This window comes from Sphingopyxis sp. GW821-FHT10B01, from assembly GCF_059415685.1.
In genome coordinates this window covers 142,967-157,156 of sequence record NZ_JBWKNS010000004.1, presented here as the reverse complement: position 1 = coordinate 157,156, position 14,190 = coordinate 142,967, and the positions used below count along the sequence as shown (strand labels likewise).

The 14,190-nt window shown below is 63.2% G+C and carries 15 protein-coding genes and 1 tRNA gene; 7 read left to right on the top strand and 9 right to left on the bottom strand.

The features are described 5' to 3' along the window. Positions 1–119: 119 nt before the first annotated feature. Positions 120–2,270, top strand: coding sequence for a TonB-dependent siderophore receptor (locus AC07NV_RS13455; RefSeq protein WP_495166870.1), 2,151 nt, complete (start codon positions 120–122; stop codon positions 2,268–2,270). A 154-nt stretch (positions 2,271–2,424) separates the two neighbouring features. On the opposite strand, the gene AC07NV_RS13450 is transcribed toward AC07NV_RS13455, so the two are convergent. From AC07NV_RS13450 to AC07NV_RS13435, 4 genes are read right to left on the bottom strand one after another with little or no spacing between them, the layout of a single operon-like run. Next, positions 2,425–3,750: a CitMHS family transporter gene (locus AC07NV_RS13450; RefSeq protein ID WP_495166869.1), complete on the bottom strand. Its 1,326-nt coding sequence runs from the start codon at positions 3,748–3,750 to the stop codon at positions 2,425–2,427. A 2-nt stretch (positions 3,751–3,752) separates the two neighbouring features. Then, positions 3,753–4,070 (bottom strand): DUF4387 domain-containing protein, encoded by a 318-nt coding sequence (locus AC07NV_RS13445; RefSeq protein WP_495166868.1) that lies wholly within the window; start codon positions 4,068–4,070, stop codon positions 3,753–3,755. Continuing rightward, positions 4,063–5,448: an acyclic terpene utilization AtuA family protein gene (locus tag AC07NV_RS13440; RefSeq protein WP_495166867.1), complete on the bottom strand. Its 1,386-nt coding sequence runs from the start codon at positions 5,446–5,448 to the stop codon at positions 4,063–4,065. The genes AC07NV_RS13445 and AC07NV_RS13440 overlap by 8 nt, the downstream gene beginning before the upstream one ends. After that, positions 5,445–7,685 (bottom strand): TonB-dependent receptor, encoded by a 2,241-nt coding sequence (locus AC07NV_RS13435; protein WP_495166866.1) that lies wholly within the window; start codon positions 7,683–7,685, stop codon positions 5,445–5,447. Before AC07NV_RS13435 ends, AC07NV_RS13440 begins: the two co-directional genes overlap by 4 nt. Before the next feature lie 145 nt (positions 7,686–7,830). On the opposite strand from AC07NV_RS13435, the gene AC07NV_RS13430 reads away from it, so the two are divergent. Beyond that, positions 7,831–8,502: a Crp/Fnr family transcriptional regulator gene (locus AC07NV_RS13430; protein WP_495166865.1), complete on the top strand. Its 672-nt coding sequence runs from the start codon at positions 7,831–7,833 to the stop codon at positions 8,500–8,502. A gap of 150 nt (positions 8,503–8,652) precedes the next feature. Here the strand turns inward: AC07NV_RS13430 and AC07NV_RS13425 are convergent. After that, positions 8,653–8,729 (bottom strand) — tRNA-Arg (locus AC07NV_RS13425). Between the two features lie 71 nt (positions 8,730–8,800). Here AC07NV_RS13425 and AC07NV_RS13420 point away from each other — a divergent pair. Both AC07NV_RS13420 and AC07NV_RS13415 read left to right on the top strand, forming a co-directional pair. Next, complete coding sequence (locus AC07NV_RS13420; protein WP_495166864.1) at positions 8,801–9,550, top strand: queuosine precursor transporter; 750 nt, start codon at positions 8,801–8,803, stop codon at positions 9,548–9,550. Positions 9,551–9,554: 4 nt separating this feature from the next. After that, on the top strand, positions 9,555–9,950 hold the full coding sequence (locus tag AC07NV_RS13415) for a hypothetical protein (RefSeq protein WP_495166863.1): 396 nt from the start codon (positions 9,555–9,557) through the stop codon (positions 9,948–9,950). Here the strand turns inward: AC07NV_RS13415 and purQ are convergent. The 3 genes from purQ to AC07NV_RS13400 form a co-directional block, all read right to left on the bottom strand. Continuing rightward, positions 9,912–10,577, bottom strand: coding sequence for a phosphoribosylformylglycinamidine synthase subunit PurQ (gene purQ, locus AC07NV_RS13410; RefSeq protein ID WP_495166862.1), 666 nt, complete (start codon positions 10,575–10,577; stop codon positions 9,912–9,914). The two genes, AC07NV_RS13415 and purQ, sit on opposite strands and share 39 nt — an antisense overlap. Positions 10,578–10,591: 14 nt before the next feature. Further along, the gene (gene purS, locus AC07NV_RS13405) at positions 10,592–10,822 is read right to left on the bottom strand and encodes a phosphoribosylformylglycinamidine synthase subunit PurS (protein WP_439569334.1); all 231 of its coding nucleotides are present in this window, start codon (positions 10,820–10,822) and stop codon (positions 10,592–10,594) included. Positions 10,823–10,933: 111 nt separating this feature from the next. Continuing rightward, positions 10,934–11,560, bottom strand: a complete 627-nt coding sequence (locus AC07NV_RS13400) for a class I SAM-dependent methyltransferase (protein ID WP_495166861.1) — start codon at positions 11,558–11,560, stop codon at positions 10,934–10,936. Between the two features lie 227 nt (positions 11,561–11,787). Between AC07NV_RS13400 and AC07NV_RS13395 the strand changes: the two genes are divergently transcribed. The 3 genes from AC07NV_RS13395 to AC07NV_RS13385 all read left to right on the top strand — a co-directional run bounded on the left by AC07NV_RS13395 (position 11,788) and on the right by AC07NV_RS13385 (position 13,198). Beyond that, the gene (locus AC07NV_RS13395; protein WP_447760881.1) at positions 11,788–11,961 is read left to right on the top strand and encodes a (2Fe-2S)-binding protein; all 174 of its coding nucleotides are present in this window, start codon (positions 11,788–11,790) and stop codon (positions 11,959–11,961) included. Between the two features lie 100 nt (positions 11,962–12,061). Further along, a complete protein-coding gene (gene bfr, locus AC07NV_RS13390) occupies positions 12,062–12,544 on the top strand; it encodes a bacterioferritin (RefSeq protein WP_495166860.1) in 483 nt (160 codons plus the stop codon). A gap of 234 nt (positions 12,545–12,778) precedes the next feature. Beyond that, complete coding sequence (locus tag AC07NV_RS13385) at positions 12,779–13,198, top strand: addiction module antidote protein (RefSeq protein WP_495166859.1); 420 nt, start codon at positions 12,779–12,781, stop codon at positions 13,196–13,198. A 426-nt stretch (positions 13,199–13,624) separates the two neighbouring features. On the opposite strand, the gene AC07NV_RS13380 is transcribed toward AC07NV_RS13385, so the two are convergent. Continuing rightward, positions 13,625–14,161, bottom strand: coding sequence for a Slp family lipoprotein (locus tag AC07NV_RS13380; RefSeq protein ID WP_495166858.1), 537 nt, complete (start codon positions 14,159–14,161; stop codon positions 13,625–13,627). Positions 14,162–14,190 lie beyond the last annotated feature (29 nt).

Genomic DNA, 14,190 nt, shown 5'->3' with positions numbered 1-14,190 from the left:
GCCCTGCATCGCACTTCGGTCAAAACGAAAGACGGGTCTCCGCATATCTTGCAAATGCGAGTTAGTCGCATTACTGGCCCTTCACCGGATCCGGGACGATCCACAAAAAGGGGAAAATGATGCGCCGTTCATTTCGTTTGCTGCTGACCGGATCGGCTTGGCTGTGTGCGCCGGCCTTGCTCCATGCGCAGCAGGCAGAGCGACCGTTATCGTCGGACGACGGCACGGAAGATGCCATTGTGGTGACCGGCTATGGCCGTACCGACCAGCCCACCGCCGCAACCGGACTTCGCCTCTCTCCGCTCGAAACGCCGCAGACGATCAGCGTCATCACGCAGCAGCAGATGCAGGATCAGGCATTTAACACGATCAACGACGCGCTCGACTTTACCGTCGGCATTTCCAAAAAGGACGTCGACCGCGGCCGCAGCGCGATCACCGCACGCGGTTTCGAGGTTCAGAATTTCCAGCTCGACGGCGCGCCGTTCGTCAACGGCAATGTCGGCTTTGGCGAGACCAGCACCGCGCAATATGAACGCGTCGATCTGGTGCGCGGCGCCGCCGGCCTGATGCAGGGTTCCGGCGATCCGTCGGCGGTCGTCAACCTGATCCGCAAACATGCGACCGAGCGCGAATTCACCGGCAACATCAGCCTCGAGGCCGGATCGTGGGACCGCTTCGCCGCGACGCTCGACATTCAATCGCCGCTCAACGCCGCAGGGACGGTGCGCGCCCGCGTGGTCGCCCAGGCCAGCAAGCAGGACAGTTTCGTCGATCTGGAGGAAAGGAAGGGCCTCCTCCTCTATGGCGTGATCGACGCAGACCTTGGCGAGCGCACCACCCTGTCGTTCGGCGCGAGCTATCAGCGCGACGAACGCGACGGAATCATGTGGGCGCAGCTGCCCTATTGGTACAGCGACGGAACGCAGACCGACTGGCCGCGCTCCAAGACCACGGGCACCGATTGGGGTCATTGGAACACCACCGAAATTTCGGCCTTTGCCACGCTGAACCACGACCTGGGCGGAAACTGGAACATTCGCGCCGACGTCGGTTATCACAAGGGGCTCGAAAATTCGAAGCTGCTGTGGCTCGAAGGCCTGCCCGACCGCGTGACCGGCGCGGGAATGGGCACCACTGGCTATTGGTTCAAGGCCAACCCCGAACAATGGCACGGCAGCATCCTGGTCAACGGCCCCTTCACCCTGCTCGGCGGCGAGCATGACCTCGCCGTGGGCGCGATGGCGAGCCGCATCAACGGCGGCTGGACCAACCGGACCCCCGTTTCGATCGACCCGATGACCGATTTCAACAGCTTCGACGGCACGCAAATCGCCGACCCCGAGTGGGGCGATCGCTACATATCCGATCACGGCAATACCACGCAGGCGGCGGTCTATGCCTCGACCCGGATCAGCCTGACACGCGGGCTGAAGCTGATCGGCGGCGGCCGCCTCAGCTATACCAAGCGCAACGAGCTTGGCGCGACGGCGGCAATTCCGGACTATAGCGTCAGTTCGAAGGGCGTGTTCACGCCTTATGCCGGGCTCATCTACAACTTCACCGACAATCTGTCCGCCTATGCGAGCTATACCAGCATCTTCAAGCCGCAGACCAATTTCCGCGACCGCAACGGCGACTTTCTCGACCCGGTCGAGGGGAACAGCTACGAGGCCGGACTGAAAGCGCTGCTGCTCGACGGCAAACTGCTCGCCACAGCCTCCATATACCGCATCGAACAGGATAATCTGGGCGTTCCCGACGCCGGATATCTTGTGCCGGGCACGGCGACACCAGCCTATCGCGGCGCGAAGGGCGCTGTCGCCAAGGGCTATGAACTGGAGATCGTCGGCAAGATCACCCCCCAATGGGACATCAGCGCCGGCTGGAGCGACTATCGCGCAAAGGATGCCGATGGCGCGCATGTCCTCGCGCATCAGCCGCGCCGCGTGTTCAACTTCGCGACCAAATATGATTTTACCGGCGCGCTCGACGGGCTCAGCCTGGGCGGCGCGTTCAAATGGGAAAGCAGGCCACCGGTCACGGCAGACAATCCTGGCACGGTGGCCGTCGACAAGACCCCGATCGGCCAGCCCGCCTATGCCATTGCCAATATCATGGCGCGCTATGCGCTGAACGAGCAATTGTCTTTGCAGGTCAATGTCGACAATCTCTTCGACAAGCGTTTCTACAGCGGCAATGTCTGGTTCCCGGGCTTCGTCTATGGTGAACCGCGAAATGGCCGGGTGACATTAAAATATGCATTCTGATCCAATGGCATCACCAGAGTCCGGTCGTCGACATCCGGCCGGTAGCGGCTGGCCGCTTCCGGCCTGACCGGACATTTCTCCATGGCGGCGGCAACGGAAATAGGACGGGCCGCCGCTCCATCGGCAATCGAAGGACAATCTTCGCCGCGCGGCCCTAGGCTGCGAGCGGAATGACGCCGAAGACGAGAGCCGCCGCAATCAGCACAAAACAAAGCATGAGCGCATATTTCCATGCGAAGCGCTGTAGATCTCCAAGCTCGATCCCCAGCAGCGCGCATTTCAGATACACGGCAGCGACCAGCGGGCTCAGCGAATGGACAGGCTGGCCGAGCAACGACGCGCGACCGATTTCCTCGGCGGAAATGCCGTAATGACCTGCCGTTTCGGCCAGCACGGGCACGACACCGAAATAGAAGGCGTCGCTCGACAGAAAGAAGTTCATCGGGATCGAAATCAGCGCCGTGATAACCGCGAGATAAGGGCCAACGGCGGGGGGAAGGATCGCGATGATCGATTTGGCCATGCCGTCTATCATTCCCGTGCCGGCCATCACGCCGGTAAAAGCCCCGGCCGCCAGCACCATCACGCCGACGCTGAGGGCGTTGCCGGAGTGCGCGGTGAGCCGGGCGCGCTGGTCGGCAAGCCTGGGATAATTGACGATCAGCGCGGCGGCGAGCCCGCCCATGAACAGGATCGGCAGCGGGGCGAACCGGCCCACCACAAGGATCATGAGGCTCAGTGTCAGCGCGAGGTTGAACCAGATCAGCCGCGGCCGCAGGGCGGCAGGGTCGGCCTGAAAAATCTCCGCGATGCGGTTCGCGTCCAGTGTCTCGTCGACCGGCACCACCCCCGCAGTACCAATCGCGCCGATCCGCGCGCGCTCGCGGCGGCCGAACCACCAAGCGAGCAGGAAGACAAAGACGAGACCCGTCGCCGCGACAGGCAGCATCGGTACGAAGAGCGCAGACGGGTCGACGTGCAGCGATGCCGCGACGCGCGCGGCGGGACCGCCCCAGGGGCTCATGTTCATGATGATGAAGGACAGGCTGCCGATCACCGCAAAAATCATGACGTCGATGCCGAGCCGCTTGTAGACAGGCAACATCGACGACACGCCGACCAGAGCCGTGGTCGTGCCGTCGCCGTCGAGCCCTACGGCGCTGGCCAGCGTGGCATGCCCGACCGTCGCGCGCGCCGGATCATTGCCGACCCACGCGATGACGCGATTGACGAGCGGCTGGAAGAGCCCGGCATCGATCATGATTCCGAAATAGAGGATGGCGAAGATCAGCATCACCGCGGTCGTCGAGACTTGAGTGACACCCTTCATCATCATCGATCCCGTCTCGAACCCGTGTCCCGAGAGGATCGAAAAGACCAGCGGAACGAAAACCAGAGCCGGAACCGCCGTCATCCGCCGCGTCATGACGAGGATCATGAAGACGGTCACCATCGAGAAGCCGAGAATTGCTGGCGACATGATCATAACTCCCGATCAATCTCGACGGAGAGCAGGGGCACGAACAATTGGCCCGCATGCGAGTCCGCATCGCCCGGCGACCCCTGTGCGGTCGGCCGCGGAAAGCTGATCTTCAGCACATGAAGCGACGGCACGCGGAATTGGCGGATCTCGTTCTCCGAGAGGCCGTAAAGCCCGGCGATGGCTCGCGGCGCCAATCCGGGCGCGTTCGCAACGCGCTCGAAATCTTCGGCGTCGGTGCAGAAAATATCGATCGTGACCCAGAAGGGGCCGGCATTTTTCGAGCGAACATATTTCGCAATCTCGCCAAGCTTAGCCATGCGCTGCCTCCCCTATCGTTTCGATCACCGTGCGCGACAGCTGACCCGGCTCGTCAAGGTGCGCGACATGGTTGAGCTTGAACTCAAACTGACGGCCGAGTTCGACCTCGGCGGGCGAAAAGGGAAAGGCGAAACTCGGAAGCGGGTCGTCGAGGTTCAGCGGAAAATGGAGCAGAACGGGATTGCAATAGCGTGCGATCTCGGTCGCGAGTTCCTGCGTTACCGCTGACACGAGGGTCATGAGACCGACTTCATGCGGCGGCGTCGCGGGTGCCGGGGGGATGAGGGCTCCATGGCCATAGGGCCGGAATTCGAGCGCATAATCTTCGCCGCCGATTTCAAGGACATTGGCAATGCCCATACGCAAAAAGGTTTCGAGATTGCCGAGCCATTCGTCGAAACGCGCGAGCAATTTGGGGTCGGCAATCGCACTGAAGACCATCGTTCTATACCCTGTCCCGCCCGAACCCTCGAGCTTGACGGTATAGGGCCTGAACTCGGCGCGCGAGCCCGTGACTCGCACCGAACGCGCATCGATCGCGGTATATTCGGCATCGCGCGCGTCGAGAATGACGCCAGGCTCGGTCAAGCGAAACGGATCCGAATTCTCGTAAAGCAGGTGCGCGGAGACGGTATAGGGTGTGCACTGGTTCGCGGCGTGGAGCGGCTCGATTTCGAAACCGGCGGCGTCGATCGTGAGCATCACCCCACCCTGCCGCGTCTGCACCGTGCAAAGCCCCCCGCATTCGGCTGTCTTCGCCGCGTGCCATGAAGCGCCTGCGGGGAAACCCCGCATCAGCGGCACCGCGGAAAGGACCGCGGTGTCGGTCGTACGACCCGACAGGACGATATCGGCGCCCGTCGCGATCGCATCGGCGAGCGGTTCATAGCCAAGCAGACCAACGACATGGTCGCATTCGAGCAAGCGCTCGCGGGTCAGCGGCAATGCCGGATCGAGCGGCGCAATCTTCCCGGCCTCGAGCAGCGGCAGCAAAGCCTCGGGACGCTGCTCCGAATAGACGAGCGCAATGCGCGCGCTCAGGCCTTCCTCGCGCGCAATTTCGCGCGCGATATCCGCCATCCAGTCGACCCCGGAGTCGGTGCCGCAAGTGCCGCACGACCCGACAAGCAAGGGAATCTGCAGCCGGTCGCGCGCCAGCATCAACTGCCTGAGGTCGTGCTTCGTCGCGCGCCGCGTCATTTTCGACGTCCCAGTCCCCAGATAATAGGGACCGGAGTCCGTCGACCCGCCGTCGACGGCAATGCAGTCGGGGCCTAGCGAGACGCCGCGTTCGAGCGCTTCCTCGGGACAGCCCGCCCCGAGCACGCCCGAGGGGACGAGGATCTTGCAGATCGAAGCGGGATCGGCGGCGGTCACAGGAATTTGGCCCGGACCGTGACGCCGAACTGCCGCGGCGCGCCATATTGGACATATTGGTAAAAGCCGCCGTTGGTCTGCCAGATACGATAAACCTTGTCGGTCAGATTATGCCCCCAGAGCTGGACCGAATAGCGGTCGTCCAGATGATAAGTCAGGCTCGCGTCCCACAGCGTGCGCGGTTTGCGATATTCCTTATATTCGTTGATATTATTTTCGAAGGCGTCGCTTTGATAGTCCGCCGTGACTTCGGCGCGCAGCCAGCCCCATGAAGCATCGCGGGCGCTTTGCAGGCCGAGCGTGGCATTGACCGCATGTTTGGGAGTGCGGCTCATCCGGTTGCCCGCGCCATCGACGAAGCTCGGGTTGCCGGCGGCGTCGAAACCCGCCGTCTGGATGAAGCGCGTGAAATAGGGATGGAGATAGGTGTAACGGACCGTGGCATCGAACCAGTCGGTCGGCTGGACCACGAATTCGCTCTCGACTCCCTTGATCGTCGCGTCGGCGGAATCGACGGTCACGCGCGTCCCGACCGGTCCCTGCGAGAGGTCGGGGACGACCTTGATCGTCTGAAAGTCGCGATAGTCCATCCAGAAGGCCGAGACGTTGACGCGCAGCTTGCGGTCGAGCCAGTCGGTCTTCAGCCCGATTTCATAGTTGGTCAGCCGTTCGGGCGAGGTTGGCGTGCGCGCCAGCACCGCCGAGCCCGGCTGTTCCTGGAATGCACCCGATTTGAAGCCGGTCGAGACCGTCCCGAAAGCGAAGACATTGTCGCTGAAGCGATAGTCGGCGCCGACGCGATAGGTGAAAACCCCCTTTTCGAAGACGCCGGGCGTGGCTTCGGTATCGTAGCCCACGATCGGCGCCGCGATCGCCCCCTGCACGCGCCGCGCCCGATAGACCTTCTTTTCCTGCGTGAAGCGGCCACCGGCGAACAGGCGCAGGCCGAAATCGAATTTATATTGCGCTTCGCCGAAGACCGCATAGCTGTCGTTGATCGAGTGACCGAAGAAGCGGTTGATCGTTGTCGGCGTCGCCGACTGCTGCGTCTCGCGTTCGCGAAAAACCTCGTCGCGATTGTAGAACAGCCCGGCCACCCAGCTGAACGGCCCGTCGTGGAGCGATGAGAGGCGGCTTTCGAGCGACCAGGAATCGGCCCGTTCCTTCGCCAATGTCTGCAGGCCGCTTACGGGCAGGCCGATCAAGGCATTGGTCGCGGCATCGGTCCCGTCGAGATCGCTCGAAAAATCATAGTCGAGGGTGCGCCACGACGCGACCGTCGTCCAGTTGGCGAAGCCGAGCGTGTCGGTCGACAGCTCGGCGCGCAAGCCGCCCGTCGTCGAATCGGTGAAGCCCAGCCGGTCGGGATTGGCGCGGCGCGGCTTGTCATAATCGGCATAGCCTTTGCCGGGGGTAAAGGGGTTGAGCAGCACGTTGAACCGCGAGCTGTCGGACAGATTCTGGCTCGCGATATCGCCGGTGAGCAGCAGCCAGCTATCGGCGCCAAGGTCGGCGCGAACGTGGAGGCGCGCGCTCAGCTTATTCTCGTCATCGAGTGCGCGGCCGTCGAAGGTCTTGCGGAACCCGTCATTGGTCACCGCGCCGAGCGTCAACCGCGCCGCGAGACCGTTGGTGATCGGCGCATTGAGCATCAGATTGCCGTTCATCTGGCCATATTCGCCAAAGGTCAGCTGCGCATTGGCTTCGGTGAAATCGACGGGCTTCGCGGTCACGAAGTTGACCGAACCCGCGACGACATTCTTGCCCCAGAGTGTTCCCTGCGGTCCTTTCAGTACCTCGACGCGTTCCATGTCGTAGAAATCGATGCCGAGCATCGCTGCGCGCCCCAGATAGACGCCGTCGAGGAAAGCCACCGACGACGGGTCGCCGCCCGCGCCCTGGTTGCTGCTGCCGACACCGCGAAAGAAAGGACGCGGCGCGGCCTTCGGGAACGCGTCGAAATTGATGCCCGGCGTCGCCTGCGCAAGGCGGCTGAAGTCGGTAATCCCCTTCTCTTCGAGCTGGTCGCCGGAAAAGGCGGTCACGGTGATCGGCGCACTCTGCAGCGATTCCTCGCGGCGACGCGCGGTGACGATGATTTCGGCGATCCCGGCACCCTCGCCGGCGCGGGCTTCACCGGCCTCGGACTTGTCTGCCTCCTGGGCCATCGCAGGCGGCGTCATGGTCAGAAGCAACGCGCTCGATGCGCGAAGAATGATGATTTTCGTCGATACCATTAGGTCTTCTCCCTCCAATGGCCGGCTTGGGCCGGTCCCTGATTCGGGCGCCTTTTGCATCGAGCCGCTCGGCGCGGCATGTCACCTATGTTACATAGCATGTGGCCGACGGGGTGGTAGCAAGGCCCTCGGGAGAGAGGAACCGATGCAGAGGATATTTACCTACGAGAACTGGATCGGCGATCTTCCCGATCCGGCCCGTAGCGCCGTGCTCTCGCGCATGACCGAAATCGATGTGGCGCCGGGCGAAATGATTGCCGAGGCAGGACAGGAAGCGACGCGTATATTCCAGGTCGTGTCGGGGTATGTCCGGCTGAGCGGTCTGCACGAAGATGGCAGCGAGGCGCTGATCACCATCTATGTGCCGGGCAATTGCTATGCCGAAACGGCCATCATCTCGCGGCGCCCGTATAATCACACGTCCACTGCCATGGTCCCAAGCCGGATCCGCATCTTGCGCGTGCAGGATTTCTGGGACCTCTACAACAGCCACCCCGCGATCCCGGAGGCGCTCTGCCGCAAATTCGCCAAGGCCATCAGCCGGCAGTTCGCGGCGCGCGAGATTCGCGCAACGACACGGCTGCGATACCAGGTCGCCAGCATGTTTGCCGATTTCGCCGAACGGTGCGCGGGCGATCCTTCGCGTCCGATCGAGCTCGATTTCCCGTTCACCCAGTCCGACATTGCGAGCATCTTCGACGTGACCCGTCAGAGCGTTCAGCGCGAGATCAATTATTTCAAGGAGCATCAGCTGGTCGAGAAGCGCGACGGCTCGTGGGTCGTCCTCGATTTGAAACGACTGAGACACGCAGCCTGACGCTGCTTCGGGTCCAGCACGGCAGGACAGTGCTGGCGGTCGATCAAGCGGAAGATGGACAGGGTATCGATATAGCGGAGATGCTGGCGCACCCATTCGGACAAAGTCCGAACTATCTTTTAAAAAGAGAGTGACCATTTCTTTTGGAAATGGCGCGCCCGGCAGGATTCGAACCTGCGACCACCCGCTTAGAAGGCGGGTGCTCTATCCAGCTGAGCTACGGGCGCGTGCACGAGGCTGTCCGCCGCGCGAATAGCGCGGTTTGCGTGGGCTGCAAAGCGCGTTAAGCAGGAGGTGCATGTCCGAATCTTCTCCTCCGACGAGCCAGCCGGTTCAGGTCAACGCCGCCAGCGTGCGCCATTTCCGTTATTATGATCTGTTGATGGCCGCCTTTGTCGCGATATTGCTGTTGTCGAACATCATCGGCGCGTCGAAACCGAGCTACGTCACGCTGCCGAACGGCACCCAATGGGCGTTCGGTGCCGGCGTCCTCTTTTTCCCGATCAGCTATATCATCGGCGACGTGCTGACCGAGGTCTATGGCTATGCCCGCGCACGGCGGGTGATCTGGACCGGGTTTGCGGCGCTTGCGTTCATGGCATTCATGGCATGGATCGTTGTCGCGCTGCCGCCCGCCGACGGCTGGCCGGGCCAGCAATCCTATGAATTCGTGTTCGGCAACAGCTGGCGCATCGTCATCGCGTCGATGACCGCCTTCTGCGTCGGCGAATTCGCCAACTCCTATGTGCTGGCACGAATGAAGATCTGGACCGGCGGAAAGCAGCTGTGGACGCGCACCATTGGCTCGACGGTGGTCGGCCAGGGTCTCGACAGCCTGATTTTCTACCCGCTCGCCTTTTACGGGCTTGCCGGCTGGCCGCCCGAGCAGCTTTACGAAGTCGTTCTGTCGCAATGGCTGATCAAGACAGCGTGGGAAGCCGCGTTGACGCCGGTGACCTATCTGGTCGTGGGCACGCTCAAGCGGCGCGAAGGGGTCGATGTGTTCGACGAAGGCACCGATTTCAACCCGTTCGGCGCAAAGGTCTAATTCCATGACTATCATCGAGATCGCCTCGCTGTTCGAGGCGCGGAAGGTTTCGGTGATCGAGGCGACCGGGCTCGGCAAGGATGCGCTGCACATCTATTTCGGGCTGGCGCTGTTTCTGGCGGTTCGGCTTGTGTGGCGCCGGCGCGGCGGCTGGGTCCTTGCCTGGCTTGCGGTGCTGGCGCTGGCGTGCGGCGGCGAATGGCTCGACATGGCGGCCGAAGCCGGCAGGTCGGCGATCCAGCCCGATGCCGCGCATTGGCACGACATCTGGAACACGATGTTCTGGCCGACGGTCTTGCTGCTCGTCGGCCGCTGGCTTCAGCCCAATGCCAAGGCGCCGGCCGATGGGCCAGCAGTTCTATCAGGCGAGAACGCCGAGCGCGGCCTCGAACAGACGTAGCCCGTCGGTGCCGCCGTGCGCGCGGTCGATCGCGCGTTCGGGGTGCGGCATCATACCGAGCACATTGCCCGCATCGTTGAGCACGCCCGCGATATCGCGCGCCGATCCATTGACCGCATCGGCATAACGGAACGCAACGCGGCCCTCGCCCTCGATCCGGTCGAGCGTCGCCGCATCGGCGAAATAATTGCCGTCATGATGCGCGACGGGAATGTTGATCGTCTCGCCCGCATTATAGCTGGCGGTAAACAGCGACTGGCTGTTCTCGACCTTGAGCGGCACCGTGCGGCAGACGAAGTTGAGGCCGGCGTTGCGCATCAGCGCGCCGGGCAGCAATTGCGCCTCGGTGAGCACCTGAAAGCCGTTGCACACGCCGAGCACCGGCACGCCGCGCCCCGCGGCGTCGGCGACGCTGCGCAGGATCGGCGACCGCGCGGCCATCGCGCCCGAGCGGAGATAGTCGCCATAGGAAAAGCCGCCCGGGAGCGCGATGAAGTCGATGCCGTCGGGCAGGTCGGTTTCGCGGTGCCACACCATCGCGGGCGCACGGCCGGTAACCTGTTCCAGCGCAACCGCCATGTCGCGGTCGCAGTTGGAGCCCGGAAAGACGATGACGGCGGTCTTCATGGTCGCGGTTCCTTTTAGGGGCGTTCGATGCGGTAGTTTTCGATCACCGTGTTGGCCAGCAGCTTGGCGCACATCGCGTCGAGATCGGCATCGGCGACATCGTCGGCAACGTCGAGTTCGATGAAGCGGCCCGCGCGCACATCGGCGACACCGGCAAAACCCAGTCCTTCGAGCGCATGATGGATCGCCTTGCCCTGCGGGTCGAGAACCCCCGGCTTGAGCGTCACATAGACATTCACTTTCATGGGGGCGGACCTTTGCTTGGAAGGGCGGAAATGATGCGCGCGCCTATGCCCGCGAACGTCGCGGGGGGCAAGCAAAAGCTCCCGTCGCCCGGACCCGGAACGCGCTGAGCGTCACGCCCGGCTCGCCCGAGCGCTCAGCCAGTGATCGCCGGGCCTGCCGATGCACTTTCGTATCTCGCTGACGGTCCAGCCGGCGTCGGTGAGGACAGAGCGAAACGGGGCCTCGCGCCAATAGGTCTCGACGTAGCGCCGGGGGTCGGCCGCGCTGCCCTCGCGGGTCACATCCCCGCCATCGCCATCCCTGACCGACGCGTGCAGCCAGCCCCCGGCCCGGGTCGCGGCGGCCAGTCGCGCCAGTACAATAGCGAGGTCTTCGCGCGCGACATGGATCAGGCAGGCACAGGCCCAGACGCCGTCATACGGCGTGCCGGGCCGCTGCGGGTCGGACAGATCGTCGGTGAGCGGGTCCAGCTGTGCGGCGTCGAAGCCGCCCGCGCGGAGCAGGTCGACGAAGCCCTGTGCAATGTCGGTGCGCCGGACGCTGATCCCGCGCTCCTCAAGCGCCAGCGCATCGCGGCCGCCGCCGCTTCCGATCTCGAGCACCCGGCCCGCGCCGCCCAGCGCGGCCACGAACGCGTCGATCTCGCCCGCCACCCATATGGGCATCGCCGCCGCCTCGGCAGCATAGTCGGCAGCGGCGCTGTCGTAGGACCGCACGGTGTCCCGGTCTGTGCTCATCCCTTGCTCCTCGCTGCGGACCATAGCGGAGATATGATCCGGCATGCCAGCCGCTACACGAGCGGACGTCACGCCCGCGAATCGGCGCGAATCGGCGCGGATCATCCGCGCCGCATGATCCGCGAGGCCAACCGCGCCACCTGTCAGGATTGCGAACCAGTCGCATCTTAACTGTTGCGAATCCCTCGCACTATCCCTACATCACTCTTGTTGAGAAGGATTCGCACATGGTCGTCTGTGTCTGCAACGCAATAAAGGAAAGCCAGCTGCGCGATGTCGCGCGGAGTGGCCAATTGCGGTGCGCCAAGGCCGCCTATGCGCAACTGGGTCGCAAACCCAAGTGCGGACAGTGCCTGCCTTTCGCTCGCAATATCATCAGCGACGTCGCCGCGACCGCCTGATTTTTCTTGGTTTTCCGCCATTTTTGACCTTGGCCTGATGGGGCCGGGGCGCCTATAATGCGCCCATCCCATTCCAAGACAAAATGACAGGACTGACACCATGAAGGGCGACGAAAAGGTCATCGATTTTCTGAACGAGGCGCTCAAGAACGAGCTGACCGCGATCAACCAATATTGGCTGCATTATCGCATGCTCGACAATTGGGGCGTCGCGCGCCTCGCCGCGTTCGAGCGCGAAGAGTCGATCGACGAGATGAAGCACGCCGACCAACTCGCGGACCGCATCCTCTTCCTCGGCGGCCTCCCCAATTTCCAGATGCTCGGGCGCCTGCGCGTCGGCGAGACCGTCGAGGAAGTGCTGAAGGCCGACCTCGCGCTCGAGGAAGAAGCGATTCCGCTGCTCAAGGACGCCATGGCGCACAGCGAAAGCGTGCGCGATTATGTCAGCCGCGACCTGTTCGGGGCAATCCTCGCCAGCGAAGAACATCATGTCGACGAACTGGAAAAGCAGTTCGAGATGATCGAGCGCATGGGCATCGAAAATTACATCCAGCTCCAGTCGAAGCCTGCCGGCGACGATTGATATCCGATTCGACGGCAAAACGGGCAACGTCCACGCCTTAAAGCGTTGATAAAAGAGGTGCTTTCGGGCGCCTCTTTTTTTGCTTGTATTTGCGAATAATTCTCAATAGCAAGGTGAGGCAGTCCCCTCCTGCCGGCCGCTGCAACTTAAAGCTGCGCTTTAAAGCGGCCGGCATCTTTTTCGAGAAACGAGGAAGCGGACAGACGGACTGCGTGGCCGGGAGACGAGACCATCATGCAAAGCAGCGAGTTGATCCGCCAATTGACCGAGCAGCCGCTGGTGCGCGATTTGTCGGTCGAAGCGGCGCAGGCGGTCCTTGCCCTACGCTATTGCATTCTCTGCCGGCGCAGCGAGCGCGACCCGATGCCCGAGCTCGAACGGCGATGGGGCAATATCCTCGCGGCGCGGCGCTATCGGCTGGTCGTCGAGGCGATCGGCCATGTCTGGCCCGAACCCTTTGCCGTTGCCCCGCCCTGCTGCCCGCGCGTCAGCTTCGACGAGGCGCTGCTCGCCGCGATCGTCGGCGCCGCCTCGCGCCGCGACCGCGTGCAGTTCGACTGGCTGACCGCCGAGATGCTGGGCGGCGACGCGCGCGAGATGCTGTTTATCGCGCTGGAGAATTTCATCCGCGCGCGGGCCCCGGGGCGAGTTTAGGGCCTGCTGAAAGCTCCGCGGACGTGAGCCAGTTTTTGGGGTGGCGCAAGGACCGCGCAATCATTCCAAAGTTCAGGAAAGTTCAGCCCAATGCATCGCCCGATTTGGACCTCGCGGCGTGCTGGACGCGCCCGACACACTCCGCCGCAGTCGCACCCGCACGCCGGGCAGCGACCGCTTTATCCACCAAATGAAAGAGCCGGATGAAGGCTGGCACAGCCGGATAATGTAGGAAAGGCCTATTTGAAGGCGGCGTCGGCTTTGGGGTGGGAAGCTGCCACTTGTGCACCCCGGCGAAAGCCAGGCCCCATGCGGAAACACGCGAGGTCCGCGTCAGGCTTCTGGACCCCGGCTTTCGCCGGGGCACACATCTCTATCGGCAACTATCGGTCGTTAGCGGATGTTACCTAAGCGCTCCCCGGCGGCTCACTCTTCCACCGGCATGGCCGTCAGAAAGCCCTGCTTGCACACCGGGCTGTCGTCGCCCGACAGGCAGTCCGACCAGCGATATAGTTTCTCGATGCTGATGGTGGCACCATCGGATCCGCCGCCGCCCATGCCGATATATTGCTTGCCGGTGATCCGGCCGATGATCGTCACATTGGTATAGGGGTGCACGAGATCGGCGTCATAGACGCCCGGCCCGCACGCGACGAAGGCCTGATATGTCGGCTCCGGAGTCCAGCGCGGCTCGCCATGGTCGCCGCCGCGCGCAAAGTTGACCGTCAGGCAGCGCCCGTCGATGCCATAGACACCGCCGGCCCAGCGCACGCGCTTGCCGACATGCTGTTTGTCGAGCGCGTCGTCGGGGGTGAGCGGAACGACTTCGGCGCCCTGCAACGCTTCGAGCTCCTGCAAGAGCTGGGCTTGATCCGGGTCGGCCGCAAAGGACTCCGCCCCGGTTTCGGGCGGCTGAGCAGTCGCCCCCGGCGCCATCGACGCCGCGAAGAGCAACAAGGCCATCCTTGCGGCGACCGCACCTCTATTCATGC